General features: G+C 66.1%; 17 protein-coding genes. 5 read left to right on the top strand and 12 right to left on the bottom strand.

Annotation, left to right across the window (positions count from 1 at the left end):
* Positions 1–5: 5 nt before the first annotated feature.
* The 3 genes from G582_RS18215 to G582_RS0110840 all read right to left on the bottom strand — a co-directional run bounded on the left by G582_RS18215 (position 6) and on the right by G582_RS0110840 (position 4,349).
* Positions 6–503 (bottom strand): hypothetical protein, encoded by a 498-nt coding sequence (locus G582_RS18215; RefSeq protein ID WP_051247151.1) that lies wholly within the window; start codon positions 501–503, stop codon positions 6–8.
* The gene (locus G582_RS0110835) at positions 500–1,072 is read right to left on the bottom strand and encodes an RNA polymerase sigma factor (protein ID WP_028839849.1); all 573 of its coding nucleotides are present in this window, start codon (positions 1,070–1,072) and stop codon (positions 500–502) included. Before G582_RS0110835 ends, G582_RS18215 begins: the two co-directional genes overlap by 4 nt.
* Positions 1,073–1,226: 154 nt before the next feature.
* Positions 1,227–4,349 (bottom strand): TonB-dependent receptor, encoded by a 3,123-nt coding sequence (locus tag G582_RS0110840; protein ID WP_028839850.1) that lies wholly within the window; start codon positions 4,347–4,349, stop codon positions 1,227–1,229.
* Positions 4,350–4,474: 125 nt separating this feature from the next.
* Between G582_RS0110840 and G582_RS0110850 the strand changes: the two genes are divergently transcribed.
* A protein-coding gene (locus G582_RS0110850; RefSeq protein WP_248642764.1) for an IS3 family transposase occupies positions 4,475–5,625 on the top strand; the annotation gives its coding sequence in 2 pieces (ribosomal slippage) (positions 4,475–4,721 and positions 4,721–5,625; 1,152 coding nt in all).
* 237 nt (positions 5,626–5,862) lie between these two features.
* Here G582_RS0110850 and G582_RS16360 read toward each other — a convergent pair.
* The 5 genes from G582_RS16360 to G582_RS0110875 form a co-directional block, all read right to left on the bottom strand.
* Positions 5,863–7,452: a tetratricopeptide repeat-containing sulfotransferase family protein gene (locus G582_RS16360; RefSeq protein ID WP_169380620.1), complete on the bottom strand. Its 1,590-nt coding sequence runs from the start codon at positions 7,450–7,452 to the stop codon at positions 5,863–5,865.
* Positions 7,449–9,023, bottom strand: coding sequence for a tetratricopeptide repeat-containing sulfotransferase family protein (locus G582_RS0110860; protein WP_028839853.1), 1,575 nt, complete (start codon positions 9,021–9,023; stop codon positions 7,449–7,451). Before G582_RS0110860 ends, G582_RS16360 begins: the two co-directional genes overlap by 4 nt.
* 112 nt (positions 9,024–9,135) lie before the next feature.
* Positions 9,136–12,123: a TonB-dependent receptor gene (locus G582_RS16365; RefSeq protein ID WP_169380622.1), complete on the bottom strand. Its 2,988-nt coding sequence runs from the start codon at positions 12,121–12,123 to the stop codon at positions 9,136–9,138.
* A gap of 298 nt (positions 12,124–12,421) precedes the next feature.
* Positions 12,422–14,173, bottom strand: coding sequence for a phosphoenolpyruvate carboxykinase (GTP) (locus tag G582_RS0110870; RefSeq protein ID WP_028839854.1), 1,752 nt, complete (start codon positions 14,171–14,173; stop codon positions 12,422–12,424).
* Positions 14,174–14,262: 89 nt separating this feature from the next.
* Positions 14,263–14,844 carry a TetR/AcrR family transcriptional regulator gene (locus G582_RS0110875; protein ID WP_038053811.1) on the bottom strand — a complete coding sequence of 194 codons (582 nt, stop codon included), beginning with the start codon at positions 14,842–14,844 and terminating at the stop codon, positions 14,263–14,265.
* Between the two features lie 171 nt (positions 14,845–15,015).
* On the opposite strand from G582_RS0110875, the gene G582_RS0110880 reads away from it, so the two are divergent.
* A complete protein-coding gene (locus G582_RS0110880; RefSeq protein ID WP_028839856.1) occupies positions 15,016–17,490 on the top strand; it encodes an acyl-CoA dehydrogenase in 2,475 nt (824 codons plus the stop codon).
* 49 nt (positions 17,491–17,539) lie between these two features.
* Positions 17,540–18,001: a hotdog fold domain-containing protein gene (locus G582_RS0110885; protein ID WP_028839857.1), complete on the top strand. Its 462-nt coding sequence runs from the start codon at positions 17,540–17,542 to the stop codon at positions 17,999–18,001.
* A gap of 51 nt (positions 18,002–18,052) precedes the next feature.
* Here G582_RS0110885 and G582_RS0110890 read toward each other — a convergent pair whose 3' ends face one another.
* Entirely contained in the window at positions 18,053–19,393 is a 1,341-nt protein-coding gene (locus G582_RS0110890; RefSeq protein WP_028839858.1) for an NTP/NDP exchange transporter, read from the bottom strand.
* Between the two features lie 126 nt (positions 19,394–19,519).
* Here G582_RS0110890 and G582_RS0110895 point away from each other — a divergent pair, with 126 nt between their 5' ends.
* Positions 19,520–21,100, top strand: a complete 1,581-nt coding sequence (locus G582_RS0110895; protein WP_028839859.1) for a GMC family oxidoreductase — start codon at positions 19,520–19,522, stop codon at positions 21,098–21,100.
* A 125-nt stretch (positions 21,101–21,225) separates the two neighbouring features.
* Here the strand turns inward: G582_RS0110895 and G582_RS0110900 are convergent, their stop codons facing one another.
* On the bottom strand, positions 21,226–23,112 hold the full coding sequence (locus tag G582_RS0110900; RefSeq protein ID WP_028839860.1) for a M48 family metallopeptidase: 1,887 nt from the start codon (positions 23,110–23,112) through the stop codon (positions 21,226–21,228).
* 72 nt (positions 23,113–23,184) lie between these two features.
* Positions 23,185–23,793 carry a LemA family protein gene (locus tag G582_RS0110905; RefSeq protein WP_028839861.1) on the bottom strand — a complete coding sequence of 203 codons (609 nt, stop codon included), beginning with the start codon at positions 23,791–23,793 and terminating at the stop codon, positions 23,185–23,187.
* Positions 23,794–23,875: 82 nt separating this feature from the next.
* Here G582_RS0110905 and G582_RS0110910 point away from each other — a divergent pair, with 82 nt between their 5' ends.
* Entirely contained in the window at positions 23,876–25,219 is a 1,344-nt protein-coding gene (locus tag G582_RS0110910) for a serine hydrolase domain-containing protein (protein WP_038053812.1), read from the top strand.
* A 60-nt stretch (positions 25,220–25,279) separates the two neighbouring features.
* On the opposite strand, the gene G582_RS18005 is transcribed toward G582_RS0110910, so the two are convergent.
* A partial coding sequence (locus G582_RS18005; protein WP_156880457.1) for an IS1595 family transposase occupies positions 25,280–25,581 on the bottom strand: 302 nt, incomplete at its 5' end.

A 25,581-nucleotide genomic window follows, 5' to 3' on the forward strand; every position in this document is an offset into this window, starting at 1 on the left:
ATTCCTCAGGTAAAAAGGGCGCGGCGCGACAGGGCGAGCCGGCGGGCATAGATCTGGCGCAGTTGCTCCAACAGCTGCGGGGACTGCGGATGCAAGCGCAGGGCAGCGAGCACTTGCTGGGCGCCATGATCCAGCGCGTCCAGTCCCGGCCGCCAACTGGCCGGAGTCGCAGCGGCGTCCAGCTCGCGCAGCGCGGCCTGGTAATGCAGGGTCAAGGCCTCCGCCTCGCTGGCCACCGGCGCGACCGCCGCAGGCGTCGGTGCGGACACCGCCACCGGGCGCACCTGATCCGGGGCACCCTGCCGGGCCAGCCCCAGCGCCAGCAGCATCGATGCCGCCATCACCAACGGCCAGATGCGGCGCGGGGGGCGTGCCGCCACCGGCTGCGGCGACAGCCTCGCCGCAATGCCCGGCCACAGATCGTGCCCGGGTTCGATGTCGCGGCGCAGAGACTGCAGCGCCATGCGCAAAGCGGCCTCGCCGATTTCGTGTTCCGTACTCATGCCGTCTCTCCGATCCGCGCCCGCAGCAGTCCGCGCGCCCGATGCAGCTGCGCCTTCGAACTGCCCACCGCCATGCCCAGCTCACCGGCGATTTCCTCGTGCTTCCAGCCTTCCACGTCGTGCAGTACCAACACCGCACGCGCACGCGGCGGCAGGCTGGCGACCGCGCGCTCCAGGTCGCGCCCGAGCACGGCGCGACCGACCGTATCCGGCGTGGCCACCGCATCGAGCGCGTCGTCGTCATCTTCCTGCCACGGCCGGCTGCGGCGCGCACGCAGCTCCATCAGCGCGGTATTGACCGCCAGCCGATGCAGCCAGGTGGCGACCGCGCTCTCGAAGCGGAAGGCCGGCAGCGCCTGCCATGCACGCACGAACGCCTCCTGGGTGAGATCCTCCGCCCGCGCGCCCGCCTGCCCCACCAGCCGCACGATCACCCCGTGCACGCGGCGGTGGTGGCGGCGGTAGAGCTGCTCGAACGCGGACACATCGGCCATAGCCGCACGGCGCGCCAGGGCGGCGTCGGCTTCGGCGTCAGTTGCCTGCGGCAGTGGCATGGTCTGCATGAGCATGCTGATTCTGATGCGCGGGGGCGGCAGATGGTTTAAGAAAACTCACGAGTCCAGGCAATTGCCAAGTTCTTTGGCGGTTTCGGGAGGCGGAAAAATGAAAAAAGGCCGGCCCCTCGCAGGGCCGGCCTCGAAGCTAAATCCAACTTCCGAAAAATCAGAAGTCGTAGCGCGCGGTGAAGCGGAAGCTCCGCGGGCTGCTGTAGTACAGCACCTGGCCGTAACGCGGGTTCACGGTGGTGCGGCTGCTGGCCGAACGCTCGTAGTAACCGGTCGGAGTCTGGCTGTCGAACAGGTTCAGCACGTCCATCGCCAGAGTCAGGCCCTTCATCCAGTTCGGGGTGTAGGTCAGGTTGACGTTGAACGTTGCCGTCCACGGAGTCTCGCCATGGCTGCCACGCGGCGAGAACACGTAATCCGCGTTCGGGACCGCGTTCGGGTTGTTGACTGCGGTCTGGGCACCCGGGACGCCGCAGTACGAGTAGTAGGCGCCGTTGTAGATGCCCGGCTTCGCATACGGCCAGTAGCTGTAGCAGCTACGCGGACGGCCGCTCTGCACGATGGCCGAACCACCCATGCGCCACTCGTCGGTGAAGCGATAAGAACCGATGGCCTTGACCTGGTGGGTACGGTTGTTCGGCAGGCTGCCGCTCACGCCGTACATCAGCTCCGGCAAATCCCAATCCTGCGTCACCGACACGTCGCCTTGGCCGCCACTGCCGGTATCCACCGACGAGTTCAGCTGACCTTCGGCGTTGCCCCAGTTGTGCGACAGCGTGTAGTCGACGCGACCGAAGAAGTTGCCTTCGCGGTACTGGGCGTACATGTCCAGCGCGACATACTTGCGCTTCAGCTTCGGGAACGGGGTGCCGAAATCCTGGGCGAAGTCATGCGTCACCTGGACCAGGTTGCCGGTACCGTCGTCTTCCCAGAAGGTCGCGACGTTCGTACCCGCGTTGAAGATGAAGCATTCGGTCGGGCAGATGTCGTCGATGGCATTCTTCAGGTCGCGGAAGGTCGCCTTCGCACCCCAGGAGAAGGAATCGGTCTCGTTGCGCTCCATGCCGAGGATGAACTCGTCCTGGTAGTGCGGCTTCAGGTCCACCTGCGCGATCGTGCGCGGATCCTTGTCGTAACCACACTCCACGTTGGAAGACATGCCACCGTTGGCGCAGGTGTACGGGCTGGTGGCGCTGGTGTACGGGATCGCCGCCAGTCCGGTAGGCGTGCCGTCGGCCGCGATGCCAGTATAGGTGAAGTATTGCGCGGTGCTCAGCGACGGGTTGGAGCCGCGCACGGACACGTTGTTGGGCAGCGCCAGGTGGTAGCGGCCGATGTTGCCGAACACCTTGAACCTGGAGTCGCCGTTCACGTCCCAGCTGAAGCCGAGGCGCGGCGCCCAGTTGTTCTTCTGCTCAACGTAGGCTTCGCCGTTTCCGTTGTAGTTGGTGAAGCCGTCGTTGCGCAGGCCGAGGCTCAGCAACAGGTTGTCGGTGATGTGCCAGCGGTCTTCGATGTACATCGCCTTCTGCTTGACGGTCGTGTAGCCACCGTGCTCATAGAAGTTCTTCGAGACATAGTAGCCCTGGGTACCCAGGCCGCCACCGGAATCCGGCGAGCCGACGTAATGGCTGGCATCGAGCGCGGCAGTCGGGTTACTGGCCAGGCCATAGCTCCAGTAGTAGCCGGTCGGACCGACTACGTTGTCACCGCGGAAAGACACAGCTTCGAAGTAGTCGTAACCCGCACGGAGCTCGTGATCCCCCAGCGTGTAGTTGACGTCGAAGCGGATGGCCTTGGTGTCGTCCGCGCCAGCGTAATCGTAGGTCGGGCCGAACTTCTGCGGATTGGTGATGCTGGCATAGGCGGCGGGGACAACGCCCGACGAAATGCTGGTGTAAACCTTGGTCGGGTCGTAACCGGTCATCGGGTTCGGATACAGATCGATGCTCTGCTCGCCGTACATGGCTGAGATACTGAGGTTGTCGGTCAGGTAACCGGTGTACTTCGCCACATACAGGCGGGTCTTCGATTCGGTGGTGCTGCCGTTGTAGTACAGCTGGTCGCGCTGGCGGGTGTCGTAGTTGAACCCGTAATAGGACGCCTTGGTTTCGCTGTTGTCCTGGACCCCGGTGAACTCGAGCAGGTGGTCGTCGTTGATGTTCCAGTCCAGCTTCACGGTCCAGCGCGGGTCGGTGTAACGGTAGACACCCCAGGCCTGGGCCAGATTGGTGGCACTGACCGCGGACACGCCGGCGGCGTTCTTGCCCATCAGGTTGCCAGTGACGCGCGATGACTCGCTGTTGGTCACGGTGCGTTCGGCGTTGGCGTAGATGAACAAGCGATCCTTGAGGATCGGGCCACCGAAGTAGAAGCCGTAAACCTGGGTCTCCGAGCGGTTCAGGCCGTTGAGGTCATACAGCTTGCCGTCGGTCCAGTTCGCCGGGTTGTTGCCGGCGGTGGTGTTGTAGTGGTTGGCCGAGCTCCAGTTACCGGTGTCCGGATAGTAGATGTCCTTGGCGTTGCTACGGAGCGAAGCAGGGGTGTACATGGCGTAGACGCCACCCTTCCACTCGTTGGTGCCGCGCTTGGTGACCAGGCTGACCACGCCGCCCGTGGAGCGGCCGAATTCGGCCCCGTAACCGCCGAGCAACACCTGCTGCTGGGCGATCGAGTCGAAGCCCAGGGTCGTAGAACCGATGTTGGTCAGCGGGTTGGTGACCGGGAATCCGTTGATGTAGTACGCGTTCTCGGACGCGGCGGCGCCACCGAAGCTGCCTACGTTGGAGGACCGGCTGTTGTATGCGGTGGAGTTGATCACGCCGGGCGCCAGCAGGGCGACGGCATTGACGTCACGCGGCACGGCCAGCTCCTGGAGCTGTTCGGCCGTGAAGACGGTGCGGGTGTCGGTCTGCGAGACGTCGATGCCCTGAATGGTGTCGGCCTGGACGACAACTGACCCCAGCGTTGTCGTCGTATCGCCAAAGTCAATCTGTGCGCCGGATGCCACCAGCACGGTCACGTCACGGGTATCCCCTCCCGACGTCACCTTGTAGCGCCCCGCAGGCAGCGTGCTGGCGTTGTAGCGGCCCGCAGCGTCCGCGGTGATGGTGCGGGTCAGGCCGGTTTCGCTGACGATGGTGACGGTTTGACCGGGCGTGGTCTTGCCGAAGATGGAGCCGGAGGTGCTCTGCGCCTGGATGGTGCCTGCGAAGCACAGACCCAGAGCGACGGTGAGCGCGCTCCGCTTAAGGCCCTTGGCGAGGTAACTGGAAGCCATTGATGAAATCCCCGATGTGAGACGAATTGACAGGTAGGTGAACACCATGTCCGACCGTTCAGTGGACCGACCAGCCTTTCGTAGACATCCGGACGCCATAATTCATGGCAATGACCGAGGTGTTTATGGGCAACAGCAAGCAGTACACGGATGAGTTCCGGGCCGAGGCGGTGAAGCAGGTGATCGACCGCGGCTTCACGGTGGTGGACGTCGCCGCCCGGATCGGGATCCCCAAGCACACGCTGTATGGCTGGGTGCAGGTGGCGAGGAAGATGGCGCCAGCATCGGGCGCTTCAGCAGCGCCGAGCGACTCGGCCGAGATCCGCCGGCTCAAGGCTGAGCTGCGGCGCGTGACCGAGGAGCGCGACATCCTAAAAAAAGCCGCCGCGTACTTTGCCAAGGGGTAAAGGCGAAGTACGCGTTCATGCGCGCGCACATCCGCGAGTTCCGCCTGGTCGCGATGTGCCGGGTGCTGGGCGTGCACCGCAGCGGCTACTACGCCTGGTTGCGCCAAGGCACCAGTGCCCGCGAGCGGGACGATCAGCGCCTGCTGGGGCTGATCAGGCACCACTGGCTGGCCAGCGGCGCGGTGTATGGCTATCGCAAGATCACCTTGGACCTGCGGGAAGCCGGCGAGCATTGCAGCCGGCACCGCGTCCGGCGGCTGATGAAGGCCGAGGGCCTGCGGGCGCAGGTGGGCTATGGCGGCAAGCCGCGCCACCGCGGCGGCCCGGTCGGTGCCGTGGCGAACGTGCTCAACCGGGACTTCACGCCGCATGCCCCGAACAAGGTCTGGGTCACGGACATCACCTACATCCGCACCTACGAGGGCTGGCTGTTCCTGGCGGCAGTGATGGACTTGTACTCGCGCCAGATCGTCGGGTGGGCAACGGCGTCCACGATGACCAGCGACCTGGTGCTGCAGGCGCTGATGGCGGCGGCATGGCGACGCAAGCCCGGCCCGGGCGTGCTGGTCCACTCCGACCAGGGCTGCCAGTTCACCAGCAACGACTGGCAGTCGTTCCTGAAGGCGCACCGGATGGTGCCGAGCATGAGCCGTCGCGGGAACTGCCACGACAACGCCGTGGCCGAGAGCTTCTTCAGCGTCCTGAAGAAGGAGCGGATCAAGCGGCGGATCTACCCGACGCGAGCCACTGCTGCTTCGGACGTGTTCGACTACATCGAGATGTTCTACAACCCGATTCGCCGGCATGGTTCCGCTGGCGGCATGTCACCGGTAGAGTTCGAAAAGCGCTACGCGCAGAGCGGCGACTGAGTGTCTATGGAACTCTGGTCGGTCCACAGCCTGACTGGCGGACTATAAAGAATGAATCAATTCTTAACAATAACAAAAATAATTCTGACATGTGGGCCTGTCCTGTGGGCTGCAACAGCGCGCCGGACCCGCGCCTGCACGCCCCCCGCCATCGCGCCGGCGACGGTGGGGGAGCGCGGCTTGCCGCTGCAAGGAGGCGGACCCCTGGGCCGCATCTCTACGCCTCGGCGGAACGAGCTATCGATCACCCGCGGGGAAGTTGGCATCAACTGCCTGCAGCGCCGCCGACAGTGGTCGCAGGTGATCGGCATAGGCCATCCACTTGGGGATGTCCCGGCGGACCACGCCCTGCCGGACCTGGACTGCGCTGGCGGTTGCCACTGCGCGGCCGCTGCTCCGCGGATCACTCATTGCCGGTAGGTACTCGATTCCGCAGAAGCCGGCGACTCGGCGCATTGTTGCCTCGGGGTCGCGGGTGAGCGCCGCATAGTCCACGTCGAGGATGCGGCCAGGGAATCGCGCATGCCAGTGCGCCATCAGCCGCCGGTACTGCAGGAAGTATCCGGCCAGTTCCAGCTGGTCGTACGAGTAGGGGTTGGCGTCCGAAAACAGCTCGCGAAGATTGGAGAAGCAAGTCTCCATCGGGTCCCGCACCATGTGCAGGATCCGGGCTTGCGGCAACGCCTGGCAGATGAACCCGATATTGAGAAAGTTGGATGGCAACTTGTCGGTGAAGAAGCGCTCCTCGCCCAGGCGCCAGGACATGCCATCGATGTAGCGGCGCCCCACTGCGCCGAAGTCGATCCCGGGCGCCCGCGCCACGAGGCCAGCATCGATAACGCCGCGGCAATGTCGATCCGTTGCATAGCGCATGGCGCTGGTGAAATCGTAGAGCTCGCCCACGCCGCGCACCGCCGGACTGGCGTCCAGCAGCTGTTCCAGCAAGGTGGTGCCGGAGCGATGCATGCCAACGATGAACACCGGCGTCGGCCCGTGGCCCGCGGGCGTCGCCAACGGATTGGACACAGGCATCGCCACCAGCGCATCAACCAGACGGACACTGTCATCGAGGTGGTACCGCAGGGTGGCGCGTTTCGCGGCGCACGCTCGCTGCAGCGCCTGCCAGGCGGATTCGTGTTCCCCCAGGTCATCCAGCTCTTTGTGCAGCGCGAATGCAAGCGAGGCCTCTTCCTGTGGCGGAAGGCCTGGACGCGCAAGCTGGGCACGCAACCGCACGATGTGATTGTTCTCAGCGGTCGCCTTCCGCACGTGTGCCAGGAACCAGTGCGCCTGTCCAATCTGGGGGGCGATGGCGATGCAACGTTCGAACTCGGCGGCGGCCTCGTCAATGCGACCGAGATAGGTCAATACCTGGCCGCGCGAAAGCAAAGTGGGGGGATAACGGGGGTCCGCCCTGCGCGCCTCGTCCAGATGGATCAACGCGGCTTCCTGCATGTTCAGGTAGGACAGCTGCGCGGCATAACCCAACAGCAGTGGGATCGGAATGGCGTCCAGGGGACCGGATCCTCGGATCAGCTCCAGCAGCGGACCGGCCTCGTTGATCGTTCGCAGGCGGGCCGCCAGCTGCTGGCGGGTGTCCGGCTTGGTGGGCCGCAACGTGTATGCCATCAGCGCAGCGGTGCGCGCGTTCCGATAACGACCGGCCAACGACTCCGCGTACGATGCCTCCACCAAGTGCTTGGCCTTGGTTTCCGGATCCACCCGGATTCCCTCCAGCAATCCGTGCAGTGCCTTGAAATCGTTGTTTTCCGCAAGTGGTGCGGCATACTCCAGCATCGCCTGCATTGGCGCATCGGTATTGCTCACGCTCTGGCCTCCACTTCCTGCGGATAGCCGCATCGGGCCAGCTCGTCCAGCATCGGCGCCAGCCTTTGAGCGTACCGGCGCCAGGCACCGACATGGCGCGTACTCACGGACTCACGCACTTGAACGGCACTGGCGGTGGGGACGCTTTCCCGGGCAGCAGACATCGACCGATCCGGCAGGTCGAGCAGGAGCTTGAGCCCTGCAATGGCTGCCTCCGGCTGTCGCGCAAATGCCTCGTATTCCACGAATGCCACGCGCGGGTTGGCAACCTCCCTTACCTGCTGCAAGAACCTGTCGTAGCGGGCGTACTGCCGCGCCACTTCTTCCTGCGCATAGCTATAGGGGTAGGACGCGGCAAACCATTCCTTCAGATTGGAGAAGCAGGCGTCGGCGGGCGCACGCCGCACGCAGACAATTCTGGCGTCCGGCAACGAGGCAAGGATGTGGCCGATGGCCAGATAGTTCTCCGGCCATTTGTCGGCATAGAACGCCTGTCCGTGCGCACGCCAACGGGTGTGCTCCAGATAGCGTTCGCCCAGGAGTCCTGCAGGCAGCGCTGCCATCGCCTGCAGCAATCCCGCATCGACGTTGAACGAGCCCGCACGCTGGGTCACCCAGCGCATCTGTGTCGCAAGATCGCGGAGCTCGCCTGCGCTGGCCACGTCGGTTTGCGCACAAAGTGCCCGCTCGATCACCGTGGTGCCGCTCCGCGGCAGTCCGACGATGAACACCGGCATGGGACCCGCCGGCTCTAGCCGAGTTTCTTCCCGCGGATGCTTCAATGCCTGCGCAGCAGCCTCGAACAATGCGTCCTGTGCCGCCTCGTCGTAGCGCAGCTGCGCTCGACGTAACCGCATCGCGGTGTCCAGCGCTTCCCACGCCTGCGCCGGCTCGCCATCACGATCCAATTCGTGGAACAGGCTGTACCACAGCAGCGCCGCCTCCGCTCCCTGCCCTGCTGCACCTGCGACCAGCCGCTTGAGCCGATTGATCCGGGCACCGCGGCCATCCTCGACACCCAGCTTGGCCAGCGCCCAATGCGCCGGTGCCAGCTCCGGGTTACCGCGCACGCTTGCCTCCAGCGCCCGCTCCGCCGCTTCAAGATCGCCGGCATACATCTGGTTCAGGCCCAGCAGGTACTGCATCGCCGGGGCACCCGCCATGCCCGCCGCCATCGCACGCTGCAACAGGGGCAACGCCGCATCGGGAAGCATGTGGTCGGACAGCATCTTGCCGACTTCTGCCAGCGCTCCCGGCGTGGGCTGCGCCGCAGGCAATGCATTTGCGCAGGCCAGCGCAGCGTGGGTTTCCCCCAACCGCAGCAGCAGTTTGCAAAGCATTTCCAGCAGCGTCGAGTCCGCCTGTGCCTTGCGGAAGGCTTCCAGGGCATGCGCAACCGCGCCCCGCACATTGCCGGCGCGCTGGTCGGCAACGGCCAAGCGTAGGTGTGCATAGGGCGCGATCGCAGGATCGCCAACCAGTTCCGCATAGAGCGCGCGCGCCTGCGCATCTTCGCCCCCTGCACTCAGCTGCTCAGCCTCTTGCCACTTGCGGCTTGCATCCACATCCATCGTGCCACTCCTTTCCCGCACCATGCCGTCGGACTGTAATCGCGCACGGCACGATCAACAAAAAAGGACGGCCGCACTAGGCGGCCGTCCGAATTAACACAGTGGATCAGTATCAGAAGTCGTACTGGACCATGAAGCGGACCGAGCGCGGCGTCTGGTAGCCGTTGGCGGCCTTCCAGAGGTTCGGCTGCCAGTTACCGGAGCCATCCTCGCCCTGTTCGATCACGTTGACCGCGTCCTGACTGTTGAGGACGTTGAACACGTCAACCTTGAAGGTCAGGTGCTTGTCGGCAAACGCCGGGGTCCAGGCCACGTTCAGATCCAGCTTCCGGGTCCAAGGCAGGCGACCCGAGGTACCACGCGGGGTCAGTTCACCCTGGCAGTAGAAGTAGCCGTTGGCATACCCCGAGTTGATCGGGTGGAAGCCGAAGCAGTTGATCGGACGACCGGACTGGACGATCAGGTTGCCGCCGACGGTCACGGTATCCGTGATGTCGTAGCTGCCGAACAGCTTGAAGCTGTGGCGACGGTCGTTCGGCAGGTAGCCGTAGGAACCTTCGGTCAGCTCCGGATAGTCGAAGTCCTGGGTGGTGCCGGTATCGTCCTGGCCGATATCCGACTTCACGCCGCCTTCGGTGTTGCCGATGCTCTTGGCGAAGGTGTACGAACCCTGCAGGAACGCGCGGTCCCAGCTGCCTTCGAAGAAGACTTCAAACGCGGTGTACTTGCGCTTGGCCTTCGGACCCAGCTGGTCGGCGGTCAGCTTGACCTCTTCCAGCGTGCCGTCGCCGTTGATGTCCATCTTGAAGGTGGCATCGCTACCCGGGTTGTACAGGTGGCAGAAGGCGAAACCGGGGTTGTACACCGCGATATCACTGTTCTGGTCCTTGTCCCCAACTTCCTGGAAGCCGCCGCTGCCGTTGTCGGTGAAGCCATTCGCCAGCGCCCACTCGATGATCGGCCGGTAGTCGCACTGGTCGTCGATCGCGGCCTTCAGGTCGCGACGGATCAGGCGCGCACCCAGCGACAGGTTGTCGGTCAGTTCCTTCTGGAAGCCCAGGATGAACTCGTCCTGGTACATCGGCTTCAGGCCCTGGTCCGCGATGGTCTGCGGATTCTTGCCCACGCCGAACTCGTTGTTGAGGTAGCGGATCGGACGACCATTGGCCGGATTGTTGATCAGGGTCAGGCCGGTGGGCGCACCAGTGGCCGCATCAACGCCGGTGTAGGTGTAGAACTGCTCGCTGTAGAGCGACTTCGATGCACCGCGCACCGCCACGGTGGCGGTCAGCGGCAGCGCATAGCGGCCGGCGTTACCGTAGACCTTGAAGCTGGAGTCGCCGTTCACGTCCCAAGAGAAGCCCAGGCGCGGAGCGAACTGGTTCTTGATCTTTGCGAAGGTCTCGCCGTCACCGTTCTGATTGTCAAACGTGTCCCAACGCGCGCCGAGGTAGGCAATGAAGTTGGGGGTGATGCTCCAGCTGTCTTCCAGGTAGAACGCGGTTTGGTCCACGGCCACGGTGGAGCCGGACTGGAACACGCGCTTGCGCACGACTTCGTTCTCACCGGTAAAACCAGTGCGGGTATAGCGACCATAGCGCCACACCACGCCGCCGGAGTAGGACTCACCGGCCACCGACTCGAAGTTGTCGATGTCCACGCCGCCGCGCAGCAGGTGGTTGCCCAGCTGCCATTCGGCGTCGATGCGGAACTGGTCGCGGGTGTCCTTGGCGTCCGGACGACCCAGGAAGTTGTCCAGCGCGCAACCGGCGCGGCGAGGCGTCTGACCATTCACAGCCGACGGACGCGAATCCACAATGACCGGGCAACCGTTAGCCGGCACGCCGACATTGCCGGTGTAGCTGTTCACCGTGCCGTTGGCGGTGACCGAATAGTTGCTGCGCGAGGACTCGCTGGTACCAGCCAGCACGGTCAGGGTGAGGCTGTCGCTCAGGTAGCCGGTGTACTTGGCGATATAGGTTTCGCCGCCGCGCTCGTCGAACGCCGTGCCCTGGTACTGGTTGAGCTGCGGGTTGATCGGCTTCAGCGGATCGGAGTACGAGGTCGAGTAGTAGTCGGTTTCGTACTTGCGCTTGTCGGAGATGCCGGTGAACTCAAGGATATTGTTATCGTTGATGTTCCAGTCCATCTTCAACAGCCACTTCGGCTGCTTGTTGGTGCCGACGGTGCTGAAGCCGCGCGACGAGGACATCGCCTTGCCTTCGCCGATGTCGGTGTACTGCACCAGACCGTAGGCGAACAGGCGGTCCTGCACCAGCGCGCCGCTGGCCCAGGCCGACGCGGTCATCTCGGTGCCGACGGTGTTGTTGCTGCGATCAGCCGACAGCGTGCCGTCGTTGAGGTAGTAGCTGTCCGGGGTTTCGTTCAGGCTGCTCGGCGACCAGAACACATTGGCGCCGGCCTTGAAATCATTGGAGCCGCGCTTGGAGATCTGGTTGACCACGCCGCCGGTGGAGCGACCGAACTCGGCGCCGTAGCCGCCGGTCTTGGTCTGCTGCTCGGCGATCGCCTCGAACGGGATCTGCGCGAAGTTCAGGTTGTTGAAGCTGTTGGTGATGTTGAAGCCGTTGAAGAAGTACTGGTTCTCCGCCACCGAGGAACCACCGAACGACGCCAGGTTGCCGAAGGCGCTGTCGCCGCGCACGGTACCCGGGGCCAGCAGGGCCACCGAGGTGGTGTCGCGCGACACCGGGATCTTGGCGATCTGCTCGGCGGTCAGGATGGTGGTGGACTCGACCGACGATACGTCGATCGGGTTGATCGCACCGGAACCGACAACGGTCACGGCGTCCAGGGTGGTCGCATCAGCCGAGACGAAATCGACGTTGGCGGCACCGCCCACGTTGACGTTCACGGTGCGCGGCGAACCGCCGTTGCGGCTGACCTGGTACTGGCCGGTCGGCAGCTGCGAGAAGCGATAGGAGCCGGTCGCATCCACGGTGATGGTGCGGCTGAAGCCGGTCGACTGGTTGGTGACGGTAACGGTGTCGCCAGCAACCGCACGGCCGACGACCGCACCAGCGGTATTGGTCTGCGCCTGCACGCCGCCGACGAAACACAGACCCAGAGCGACGGTCAACGCGCTCTGCTTCAGGCCTTTCGCGAGGTAGTTAGAAGCCATTTTGTTGTAACCCCCATAGGGACGAAGTGACAAAGGAAATCAAGTACGCCCGACCTCAGACGGCCTGACTTCCCGACTATAGAGCAGTCAACATTTATTTAACAACCCCCTCAGACCGCATTCATCTTGTGGGACACGCATTCAGTTTCGTGGGCAACGGTCACCGTCTCGACATGTTTGCGCAGGCGGCGCAGACGCCTGAAAAGCGAAGCCCCGCACGAGGCGGGGCTTCGGATGCAGCCGTGTAGCTACCGGCTCAAGCCAGCGTGTCGGCAATGCGCTGCTGCTCGTCCAGCAGCGCCTGCGGCAGGCGTGGGCCGTACTCGGCGAGGTACTCGCCGAGGCTGGCGAACTCGGCCTGCCAGCCGGCGCGGTCGAGGCCGAACAGCTTGTCACGGGCCTCCTCTGACAGGGTGACGCCATCGAGGTTGAGATCGCCTGCCGCCGGCAGGTGGCCGATGGGGGTTTCAGTGGCGGCCACGCTGCCTTCGACCCGGCGGATCATCCACTCCAGCACGCGCAGGTTGTCGCCGAAGCCGGGCCACAGGAACTTGCCGTCGTCACCCTTGCGGAACCAGTTGACGTGGAAGACCTTGGGCAGGTTCGCGCCGGGCTTGTCGAACGACAGCCAGTGGGCGAAATAGTCGGCGAAGTTGTAGCCGCAGAACGGCTTCATCGCCATCGGATCGCGGCGCATCACGCCCACCGCGCCGGTGGCGGCGGCGGTGGTTTCGGAGCCCATCGCGGCGCCGACCAGCACGCCGTGGGTCCAGTCGCGGGCTTCGAACACCAGCGGTACCAGCGAAGCGCGGCGACCGCCGAAGACGATGGCGCTGATCGGCACGCCCTGCGGGTCTTCGGCCATCGACGAATAGGAGGGGCACTGCTTCGCACTGACGGTGAAGCGAGAATTGGGATGCGCGGCCGGGCGCACGCTGGCGTCGTAGGCATGGCCCTGCCAATCGGTCACCGGGACCTGGCCGTTGTCGATGCCTTCCCACCACGGCTGGTTGTCGGCGGTGACGCCGACATTGGTGAAGATGGTGTTGGTCTGGATCGAGGCCAGCGCGTTCGGGTTGGACTTGTTCGAGGTGCCGGGGGCGACGCCGAAGAAGCCAGCTTCCGGGTTGATCGCGTACAGGCGGCCATCGGGGCCCGGACGCATCCAGCAGATGTCGTCGCCGATGGTCCAGATCTTCCAGCCATCGCGGCGATAGCCTTCCGGCGGGATCAGCATGGCGAGGTTGGTCTTGCCGCAGGCCGAGGGGAACGCGGCGGCGATGTAATGGGTCTGCCCCTGCGGGTTCTCCACGCCGAGGATCAGCATGTGCTCGGCCAGCCAGCCCTCGCTGCGCGCCTGGTGGCTGGCGATGCGCAGCGCGTGGCACTTCTTGCCCAGCAGCGCGTTGCCGCCGTAGCCGGAGCCGTACGACTTGATCGTCAGCTCCTCGGGGAAATGCATGATGTAGCGGCGGTTGGGATCGAGCTCGCCGACCGAGTGCAGCCCCTTCACGAACGTGCCGTCGCGCTCGATGCGGGCCAGCGCGGCGGCACCCATGCGGGTCATGATCCGCATGTTGGCGACCACGTAGGGCGAGTCGGTGATTTCCACGCCGCAGCGCGACAGCGGTGAATCAATGGGTCCCATGCAATACGGGATCACGTACATCGTGCGGCCCTGCATGCAGCCGTCGAACAGGGCGTCGATCTCGGCGTGGGCTTCGTCCGGCGCCATCCAGTGGTTGTTCGGGCCGGCATCCTCGTGATGGGTGGTGCAGACGTAGGTCAGGTGCTCGACGCGGGCAACGTCGTCCGGGTGCGAGCGGTGCAGGTAGCTGCCGGGATGGGTGTCGTCGTTGAGCCGGTGCAGGGTGCCGTCGGCCAGCATCTTGTCGATCAGCGCCGCGTTCTCGGTGTCGCTGCCGTCGCACCACTGGATGGCATCAGGCCGGGTCAGGCGCGCCACCTCGGCAACCCATTGGTTCAATCGGTCAAGTTTGCTGGTCATGAATCGGGAGTCCTTCGCCTGTCGCGGGCAGTCATTGAAATCGTTTGCAGAAAGCGCCGTGCCGCGCCCGTCGCGCCGCACGGCGGCGATCACTTCTTATGTGGTGGCACCAGGGTCGCCATCATGTGGTCGACGTAGCCTTCGAAGCCTTCGATGGGCTGGCGGGCCTGGAACTTGGGCAGTTCCAGCTGCAGCACGCCGACGTACATCGCGTAGGTCATGCGCGCGCGGTTGAGCGCATCCTTCTGGCTCAAGCCGGCCTGGCGGAACGAGGTGAACAGGAAACCGATGCGGCGCTCCAGCACGTGCCCCAGCACCACGTCCACCGCCTGGTTGCCGGCCGCCTTGAGCAGCTCGGAATAGATGATGTGGGTCTTGTTGTGGTGGGCGATGAGGCGGAACAGCGTGCGAAGACGCTCGGTGGCATCGCCGATCGCCTCCAGCGCGCCGTAGGCAGCCTGTTCGTCGTGCTCCCAGCGTTCCAGCGCGGCCTGCAGCAGCGCATCGCGGGAAGGGAAATGCCAGTAGAAGCTGCCCTTGGTGACGCCCAGCCGGCGCGCCAGCGGTTCCACCGCCACCGATGCCACGCCCTGCTCGGCGATCTGGTCAAGTGCCTCGCGGGCCCAGTCGTCGGCGCTCAGGCGCCCGCTGCGTGGTGCGGTTGCTGTCATCGCGAAGTTCGTTCCATACGGTATCGACGGGAAGCAGTATGCTGAGTTTTCACTCGGTTTTGCGCGTTGACAGTCTCGCCGCAACAGCCATACTAGGCCGTATGGTAGGCACGCCGCGCCATGCGCGCAATGCCCGCCGCCCAAGACCGCCGTGCCATCGGGAGCGCCACAATGAGCTTCGCCCTGCCTTTCCTCGTCATTTTCGCCGCTGGCGCGTTTGCCGCCTACCACCGGTTGCGGCTTGCAGTCTGGGCCGCACTGGCCATCACCCTGCTGGTGGCCGCCTGGCTGCTGGGTGCCAGCCCTGTCGCCTCGGCCATTGCCGCGGCACTGGTGGCTCTGGTCGCGGTGCCGCTGCTGGTGCCGGCCATCCGCAAACCGCTGTTGACCGCGCCGGCGCTGGGCTTCCTGCGCAAGGCGCTGCCGCCGCTGTCACAGACCGAGAAGATCGCGCTGGAAACCGGCTCGGTCGGCTTCGAGGGCGACCTGTTCTCCGGCAAGCCCGAATGGAACAAGCTGCTGGCTTACCCGAAGCCGCAGCTGAGCGCGGAAGAACAGGCTTTCCTCGACGGCCCGGTGGAAGAGCTGTGCAAGCGCATCAACGACTGGGAAATCACCCACGTCCACGCCGACCTGCCGCCGGAGCTGTGGGACTTCATCAAGCGCAACAAGTTCTTCGGGATGATCATCCCGAAGCAGTACGGCGGTCTGGGCTTCTCCGCGCTGGCCCACCACAAGGTGATCCAGAAGATCGCTTCGATCTCCAGCGTGGTCAGCGCTACCGTCGGCGTGCCCAACTCGCTGGGCCCCGGCGAGCTGATCAACCACTACGGCACCCAGCAACAGAAGGACTACTACCTGCCGCGGCTGGCGATCGGCCAGGAAGTTCCCTGCTTCGGCCTGACCGGCCCGTTCGCCGGCTCGGACGCGACTTCGATCCCCGACTTCGGCATCGTCTGCAAGGGCGAATGGAACGGCGCCAACGTGCTGGGCCTGCGCCTGACCTTCGACAAGCGCTACATCACCCTGGCCCCGGTCTCCACCCTGATCGGCCTGGCCTTCCGCATGTATGACCCGGAAGGCCTGATCGGTGACACCCGCGACATTGGCATCACCCTGGCGCTGCTGCCGCGCGACACCGAGGGCGTCGACGTCGGCCGCCGCCACTTCCCGCTGAACTCGCCGTTCCAGAACGGCCCGGTGCGCGGCAAGGAAGTGTTCATCCCGCTCAGCCAGCTGATCGGCGGCGTGGACATGGCCGGCAAGGGCTGGAACATGCTCAACGAGTGCCTGGCCGTGGGCCGCTCGATCACCCTGCCCTCCACCGCCAGCGGCGGCGCCAAGGCCGGCGCGGTGGTGACCGGCGCCTACGCCCGCATCCGCAAGCAGTTCGGCCTGCCGGTGGGCCGCTTCGAGGGCGTGGAGGAAGCGCTGGCGCGGATCGGCGGCAAGGCCTATGCGATCAGCGCGCTGTCGCAGGCCACCGCGGCCGCGGTGGATCGCGGCGACGTGCCGTCGGTGCCGTCGGCGATCGCCAAGTACCACTGCACCAACGCCGGTCGCGACATCGCCAAGGACATCATGGATGTCATCGGCGGCAAGGGGATCATTTTGGGCCCGCGCAACTTCGCCGGGCGTTCGTGGCAGGCCGCGCCGATCGCGATCACGGTGGAAGGCGCCAACATCATGACCCGCAGCCTGCTGATCTTCGGCCAGGGCTCGATCCTCTGCCATCCGTACATCCTCAAGGAAATGCGCGCGGCGCAGGACCCGGACGCCAAAGCGGGGCTGGAGGCGCTGGACGGCGCGCTGTATGCGCACGTCGGCGGCGCGATCTCGAATGCGGTGCGTTCGTTCTGGCTTGGCCTGACCGGCTCGCGCCTGCAGGCGACCGCGGGCGATGCGTACACGAAGAAGTTCTTCCGCAAGCTCAACCGCTACGCCGCCAACCTGGCCCTGCTGACCGACGTGTCGCTGGGCGCGCTGGGCGGCCGGCTCAAGTTCAAGGAGTCGCTGTCCGGCCGTCTTGGCGACGTGCTCAGCCACCTGTACATGATGGGCGCGGTGCTCAAGCGTCATCATGACGAGGGCTGCCCGGAAGCCGACAAGCCGCTGCTGGCCTGGGCCTTCCACAACAGCGCCTACGAGATCGAGCTGGCGCTGTCGCAGGCGCTGCGCAACTTCCCGATCAAGCCGCTGGGCTGGCTGCTGTGGCCGGTGGTGTTCCCGCTGGGCCGCCGCGCCGTTGCCCCGGGCGACCGCCTCAGCCATCGCGTCGCGATGCTGCTGATGGCGCCGAACGAGGCCCGCGAGCGGATGGCCAGCGGCGTGTTCCTGACCCCGGGCGAGCACAACCCCGGCGGCCGCATCAACAGCTATCTGGCGAAAGCCATTCTGGCCGAGCCGGTGGAGCGCAAGTTCCTGAAGGCGCTGAAGACCAAGGACATCGAAGCGCTGGACTTCGCCTCGCAGCTGGACGAGGGCGTGCGCGAGGGCTGGATCACCGCCGAGGAACGCAAGCAGCTGGAAGAGCTGCACGCGATCACCCTGGACACGATCACGGTGGACGACTTCGACGCCCACGAGCTGCGTGCGGCCAGCTATTACGACGGCCGCGCCGACGACGGCAGGCGCGCGGTCGCCTGATTTCCGCCGCAGTCCCGGCCGCGTGCCGGGATTGCGGCATCTCGCTTCCATGTCCGTCCTCTCGACCTATCGCTCACTCGCCCGCTGGCCCGCGGGCCGCTGGCTGTTCTCGCGGCTGGTGTGCTGGAAAGCGCCGTATTTTTCCAGCATCACCCCGCGCATCGAATCGCTGGAACCCGGCCGCTGCATCGCCACGCTGCGCCACCGTCGCGGCGTGACCAATCACCTCGGCACGGTGCATGCGATCGCCCTGTGCAACCTGGCCGAGTTCACCGGCGGACTGGCCTGCGACGCCAGCATCCCGCCGTCGATGCGCTGGATTCCCAAGGGCATGACCGTGGCCTACCTGAAGAAGGCGGTGGGTACGATGCGCGCCACGGCCACGCCGGGGTTTCCGCCGCGCGCAGCGGCCGAGGGCTACGAACTGCCTTTCGAGGTGGTGGTGGAAGATTCGCGTGGCGAAGCGGTGTTCCGCGCCAGTATCGCGATGTGGGTGTCACCGAAGGGCTGATGCACTTGCCCGCGCGCCAGCGCGACGCGACGGCTGCGATCCCCGATGCAGCTACTCCGGCGCACCACGTTCGGCGGGCAGCCTTCGCTCTTCCCGCAACAGGCGCCACACACTGACGGTCATCGCTCCGGCCACGGCCAGCCCGACGCCAAAGACGACCTGCGATCCGAACACGGAAAGCAGCTTGTAGATCCACGAGAAACTGAGCTCGCCACCGCGGTAGAAGGCGGTGTCGATTGCGGCACCGGCCTTGTAGCGCCACTGCCGGTCCACCCGCGTGTAGATGGTCTCCCGCCCCGGCTTCATCAGGGAGAACTCGTTCGAACGGGTGACCACCTGCACGATGCCGACCACGATCGGGAACGGCGAGGCAGTCAGCACGGCAAAACCCAGCAGCAGTGCCACCATCGGAATCATCAACACCGGCAGCAGGCCGAAGCGCGACAACAGCGCACGCGTGATGAACACCTGCACCAGCAAGGTCAGCACGTTCACCGCGATGTCGATGTTGGCGAAGTAGGCGGTGCGTGCCTCGTCGGTTGCAAAGGCCTCGCGTGCGATCACGGCCTGCTGGTTGTAGAGCAGCTGGCCCACGCCGACGCCAAGAAACACCAGCACGGCCAGCCATCGCAGCAGCGGCTCCCTGGCGATCAGCTTCAACCCGGCCAGCACGTCGCCACCCATCGCGCTTTCATTGTCGCGGCCAAGCTGTTCCTCGCGAAGCAATGCCCAACGGCGCAGCCGCCAGATGCAGAACAGGCACGCCGTCAGGAACACGGCAGAGAACAGCATGAGGTTGGCAAGGCCCACCCTTTCGGCCAGCGTGCGGGTGATCAGCGGGCCCGAAAAGGCACCGATGGTGCCGGCGGCGCCGATGTAGCCGTAGAACTTCTTCGCCTCGACATGGGTGAACACGTCGGCCATGAAGCTCCAGAACACCGCAACCGAGAACACGTTGAACACCGTGACCCAGAGGAAAAACGCCATCCCGCGCCCGCCCACCCGGCTGTCGAACAGCAGGTAGAAACCGAGCAGGCACAGGATGAAGAAGCCGAACATCACCGGCAGGAAAACCCGCCGCGGAAACCGACTGACCAGGGCACCGTACAGGGGCTGCGCCAGCAGGATGAGCGCGAACGTGCAGGTCGCAAGCACCTGCAGGATCAACTCCTTCAACGGGACGCCGTGGCGCTCGAACAGCGCAACCATCGCCTGGGGGAACACCGCCTCGACCTCGCTGGATGCGCCCATCGCGTCGCGCACCGGGCGCAGCACGTAATAGCCGCACAGCAGGCAGAAGAAAAACAGGAACGACCACAGCAGCGGCGGCGAATCGCCCAGCGCGGCTTTGAAGCGACCGAAACTGCCGGCGACGGCGGGGCGTTGGGACATGGCTGCCGGAAGACGGGCGAACGGTGCGCAACGGTAACCGCTGCAGGCCCATCCGCGCCACCCCGCCAAAGAGCATTTGCTCTAGGGACGGCGCATACGTTCGACTGGTCATCGCAGGGGGCGCACGTGTACGACTACATCATCATCGGCGCCGGCTCGGCCGGCTGCGTGCTGGCCAACCGCCTGAGCGAAGACCCCACGGTCACGGTGCTGCTGCTGGAAGCCGGCGGCCGTGACTGGCACCCGTTCGTGCACATGCCCGCCGGTCTGGCGCGCATCGCCGCGCTGAAATCGATCAACTGGGACTACGCCACCGTGCCGCAGCCGCAGCTGGGCGGACGCGTGCTGTGGTGCCCGCGCGGCAAGCTGCTGGGTGGTTCCAGTTCGATCAACGCGATGTGCTACATCCGCGGCGTCGCCGCGGACTACGACGCCTGGGCCACCGGCGGTGCCGACGGCTGGCACTGGGACAACGTGCTGCCCTACTTCCGCAAGTCCGAGGGCAATGCCCGCGGCGGCGATGCGTGGCATGGCGCGGAAGGCCCGCTCAGCGTGTCCGACCTGCGCCACGTCAACCCGCTGACCCGCGTCTTTGTCGAAGCCGGCCAGCAGGCTGGCTTCCCCGTCAACGACGACTTCAACGGCGCGCAGCAGGAAGGCGTGGGTCTGTACCAGGTCACCCAGCGCGACGGCGCACGCTGTTCGGCGGCGGTGGCCTACCTCGACCCGGCGAAGGCGCGCCCGAACCTGACCATCCGCACCCACGCCGAGGTCAACCGGATCACCTTCGAGCGCGGTCGCGCCAACGGCGTGGTCTGTTCGATCCGCGGCCAGGGCTTCCATTTCGAAGCCGCGCGCGAAGTGATCCTCAGCGGCGGCGCGATCAACTCTCCGCAGCTGCTGATGCTGTCCGGCATCGGCCCGGCCGATGAACTGCGCCGGCTGGGCATCGAGGTGCTGCACGATGCACCGGGCGTCGGCGCCAACCTGCAGGACCACCTCGACGTCACCACCCTGCAGCACTGCACCAAGCCGATCAGCTACGACCGCGTCAGCGAGGTGAAGACCGCGCTGCAGTACTACCTCGGCGGCCATCAAGGCCCCGGCACCAGCAACGTGGCCGAAGGCGCGGGCTTCTTGCGCTCGCCACTGGCGCAGGACGCGCGCGCCGACATCCAGCTGCACTTCATCCCGGCGATGATCGACGACCACGGCCGCAACCGCCTGCGCGGCGACGGCTACACCCTGCACGCCTGCTTCCTGCGCCCGCGCAGCCGCGGCAGCGTGCGGCTGGCCAGCAACCGCGCGGCCGACAAGCCGCTGATCGATCCCAACTACCTTGGCGATGCAGAAGGTTTCGACCGCCGCATGCTGGTGGAATGCGCGCGGCTGTCGCTGGAGATCTTCGCGCAGAAGGCGTTCGATCCCTACCGCGGCGCGCCGATCTTCCCCGCCACCACGCCGCGCACCGACGCCGAGTTCCTGGACTTCGTGCGCAGCCGCGCCGAAACCGTCTACCACCCCATCGGCACCTGCCGGATGGGCAGCGACAGTGCGGCAGTGGTCGACCCGCACCTGCGCGTGCGCGGCGTCGACGGCCTGCGCGTGGTGGATGCCTCGGTGATGCCCGATCTGCCGGGCGGCAACACCAACGCGCCGACGATCATGATTGCGGAGCGGGCCGCCGACCTGATCAAGGACGCCTGAGCGTCACCCGCTTCAGTCTGCCATCCATGGCGACGCGGCTCGGCTTCGAAGACCGCCTGCCCGGCCATCCGTGGCCGGGCGTTCGCGACCGCAGCCGATGCCGATAGGCCATCGGCCAATCGCGGTCACTCACCCAACATCGGCGGCAGCGGGCAATGCAGCACGCCGCAGATCGTGCGCAGCAGTTCGGCTTCGGCCACGCTGATGCGGCCGTCACTGCTGATCGCATCGGTGACCGCCTCCACCATCGCCTGCTTGGCCAGCGGATCCAGCGCGTCCAGCGGCTCCCACACGGCGTCCAGCGCCAGCACGCCTGCCGCGGGTGGCGCGTAGGCCAGATGGTCGCGCGGCAGCACGCGCTGCAGGCCGGTCAGGTAGGCCAGTCTGGCCTTGGCCGGATCGGTATGGCCGGCCTGCGCCACCACCGCCAGCAGGGTAGCGAATTCATTGCGCACGCTGCCGGGCTTGCGCCGGCCGAAGCGGGCGTAGCGGCCCGGGTCCAGCGATTCGCGCACCTGCACATTCAGCAGCCGCGCCAGGCAGTACTCGAACAGCGACACTTCGCCGTCGGCATCGATCACCGCCTGCACGGCGTCGAGGAATTGCTCCAGCTGCGGACGCGGCCGCAGCCTCAGCACCGGGAAAGCCAGCGCCGCCAGCGGCAGGCGCAGCGCCGGGTGCAGGTCGGCGGTGAGCTGCTGGTGGATGCGCAGGGCGTGGTCGGCAGCCACCTCGCCCAGCCGCGCGGCGATCACCTTGCGCTGCGCGTCCAGCACATCGTCGGCTTCCGCCAGCAGCAGCGCCAACAGCAGCGGCATCACCGCCTCGCGACCGCGGGCCAGATCGCGCAGCGCTTCGGGAACGGCATCGACGATGGCATCGGCGCGGCGGTAGTCGTCGGACGCCGGCGTGGCCACCTGCGCGGCTACCCGCGGCGGCGATACCCGCATCTGCTCGCGCGCACCCGGCAGTGGCTTTGCGCCAGCTTCGGCCAGGCCCAACGCAAGGTCTTCCTGCAAGCCGTCCGGCGGCACTGCCCGCCATTCGGCGCGCAGCCGCTCCAGCTGTTCGTCGCGAAACCCCGGCTCCAGCGCGCGGATGCGTTCCAGCAGCGGCGGATGGGTGGCGAACAGGCTGGAAAAACCCACCCCGTCGCCGAACAGCATGTGGCTGACCTCTTCGGCGTCGCCGCGGTGGCTGAGCCGCGAGCCCTCGTCCACCCCGGCGATCTTCTTCAGCGCCCCGGCCAGGCCCGCGGTCTGGCGGGTGAACTGGACCGCGCTGGCGTCGGCCAGCCGCTCGCGCGAGCGGCTGACGCCTGCCTTGATCAGCCGGCCGAAGAACAGACCCACGTAGCCGATCACCATCGCCACCAGCGCGGCCACCAGCAGGGCACCGGCGTTCCTGTTGCGGCTGCCACCGAAGCGGCCGTATTCCAGCACCTTGCGGCCGATCAGGCCGATCATCAGGATCCCGAACAGCACCCCGATCAGGCGCACGTTTAGCCGCATGTCGCCGTTGAGGATGTGGCTGAACTCGTGCGCAATCACGCCCTGCAGCTCGTCGCGATTGAGCCGCTCCAGGGTGCCGCGGGTCACCGCTACCACCGCATCGGACGGGCTGAAACCGGCGGCGAAGGCATTGATGGCCGCCTCCTCCTCCAGCACGTACAGCTTGGGCACCGGCACGCCGGAGGCGATGGCGATTTCCTCCACCACGTTGCGCAGCCGCCGCAATGACAGGTCGGTAGTGTCCGCCGGCACCAGCGTGCCGCCCATCTGCTGCGCCACCGCCTCGCCGCCACCGCCCAGGCTGGCGATGCGGTAGAGCGATCCGAACAGGATGGTCAGCAGGGTGATGCCGCTGGTGAACGCCAGCATCCGCCACGACGGCGCCACCAGCCAAGCCGCCAGGTCGACGGCCGCCACGATCCCGAGCACCGCCAGCACGAACAGGACAACCAGCCGCGTCGAGGCGCGGCGCGCGGCGGCCTGGTGTTCGAAGAAATTCATGGTGGGAGGGCGTCCATCATCCGGCCCGGGACTGCGTTCTCCCCGCGCCGCGGGGAGAACAGGCGGATGCGATCAGAACTGCACCTTCGGCGCTTCCCGTACCTGCGCCTGCTTGTCGGCCGCGATCTCCAGCAGGGTGGCCGGCTGGAAGCCGAACATGCCGGCGAACACGCTGTTCGGGAACACTTCGCGCTTGTTGTTGTAGGCCATCGCCATGTCGTTGAATGCCTGCCGCGCGAACGCGACCTTGTTCTCGGTGCTGGTCAGCTCCTCGGTGAGCTGCATCATGTTCTGGTTGGCCTTGAGGTCCGGATAGGCCTCGGCCACCGCCAGCAGGCGGCCCAACCCGGCATTGAGCTGGCCCTGCGCGGCGGCGAGCTGCGCCATCGCGGCGGGATCGCCGGGGCTGGCCTTGGCCGCGGCCAGACCGGACTGCGCGGCCGAGCGCGCGGCGATCACCGCCTCCAGCGTCTCGCGCTCATGCGCCATGTATTTCTTCGCCACTTCGACCAGATTGGGGATCAGGTCGAAGCGCCGCTGCAGCTGCACGTCGATCTGCGCGAAGGCGTTCTTGAACGCGTTGCGCGCGGTCACCAGGCCGTTGTAGATGCCGACCGCCCAAAGCAGGACTGCAACCACGACCGCCGCGACAATCGCCAGGAAAATCAAAAAGCTACCCATTGAAGCTCCCCTCATTCATGCATTCGTGGAAACAGGCGCTAGAATCGACCCGTCGTCGCAGCATACGCAGGGGGCCAAGCCTATGAAAGAGCGCACCCGGGGATACATCTGGAAGACCGGCCTGATCGCGGCACTGCTGCCGCTGGCAGCGGGTTCCGCCACCCAGGACAGCGTGCCGTCGAGCGGCACCGTCGCCCGTACCGCCAGCATGGCAGCAAACCTGCCGCCGGCGCTGCCACTACCGCCAACAAACAGCAACCTGGACATCATGCGTTTCGAGGCGATTGCCGAAGCGCTGGTCGCCAACGGCCGCATCCCGGGCCTGGCGATGGCGATCGTCAAGGACGGCCGTATCCTCAGCGCGCGCGGCTACGGCATCACCGATACCCGCGCGCCGCAGCCGGTGGACGCCCACACGGTGTTCCGGCTGGCGTCGCTGTCGAAGTCGTTCGCCGGCACCATGACCGGGATCCTGGTCAACGACGGCATGCTGCGCTGGGACAGCCACCTCACCGACTACGTGCCGTCGTTCCGCATGTCGATGCCGGACGCCGCCCAGCAGATCACCGTGGCCGACATCCTCAGCCACCGCATGGGGCTGACCCACAACGCCTTCGACCGCGACCTGGAAGGCAATGCGAACTACCACGACCTGACCCTGCGGATGGCCAACGCGCCGATGACCTGCGCGCCCGGCGATTGCTATGCCTACCAGAACGTGGCGTTCAGCCTGATCGGCGACATCGTGTTCGCCACCACCGGCCAGTTCTACAGCGAGGCGGTGGCACGTCGCATCTTCAAGCCTCTGGGCATGAACGATGCCAGCTACGGTCTGGAAGGCATCGAAGCCAGCGCACGCTGGGCGCGCCCGCACGTGCGCGGCCGCGGCGGCTGGGTGTCGCTGACGCCCAAGCCCACCTACTACCGCGTGGCTCCGGCGGCCGGCGTCAACGCCAGCATCAGCGACATGGCGCAATGGCTGCTGGCGCATACCGGCCACCGCCCGGAAGTGCTGCCGGCACCACTGCTGGCAACCCTGCACGCACCGCTGGTGACAACGCCCAGCGAGATCCGCGGCGCCTCCTGGCGGCGCAGCCGGCTGACCACCGCCGGTTACGCGCTGGGCTGGCGCGCCTACAACTATTCGGGCCATCAGGTAGTCTTCCACGGCGGTGCCGTGCAGGGCTATCGCGGCGCGATGGCGCTGCTGCCGGAGCAGGACCTGGGCGTGGTGATCCTGTGGAACAGCGAAAGCGGCCTGCCCGGCGGGCTGCTGCCGACCATTCTGGACAACGCGCTGGGCATGAGCGGCGGCCAATGGCTGGACGATGAGACCATCGACGGCTCCGAAGGCGTGCTCTACGCCGAACGCAACGCCACCCCGTCCGGCACCAGCGCCTCCGCGTCGAAAGCATCCCCGCCCTGATCCGCGCCTGACCGCGCACAAAAAAGAAGGCGCTGTTCGCGTTGTTTGTGGACATGGAGGTCATGTCATCGCCAACCTGAGCAATGACGCGGGTCCTGCGCCGACTTGGGCATTCCGCTCCAGTGCCCGGAACCACCCCAGGTAGTTCGGCAGATAGGACGTCGCCACGCCCCGGAATCGGGCCATCCAGCCCTTCAGTCGGCTGTGGTGCGCATTGACATTCTGGACATGCCACGCACCTCGCTTGCGCTCGCCGCGCAAGGTGTTCAGGGCGTGGTGCTCAATTCCCAGATCCCTTGCCGCACTTGCCAACATGGCGCTGCCGTCGGTGCACAGCACCGCATCCGACGCGATGGCGGTCG

Origin of the sequence: Thermomonas fusca DSM 15424 (assembly GCF_000423885.1) — a bacterium.
Lineage (GTDB): Bacteria > Pseudomonadota > Gammaproteobacteria > Xanthomonadales > Xanthomonadaceae > Thermomonas > Thermomonas fusca.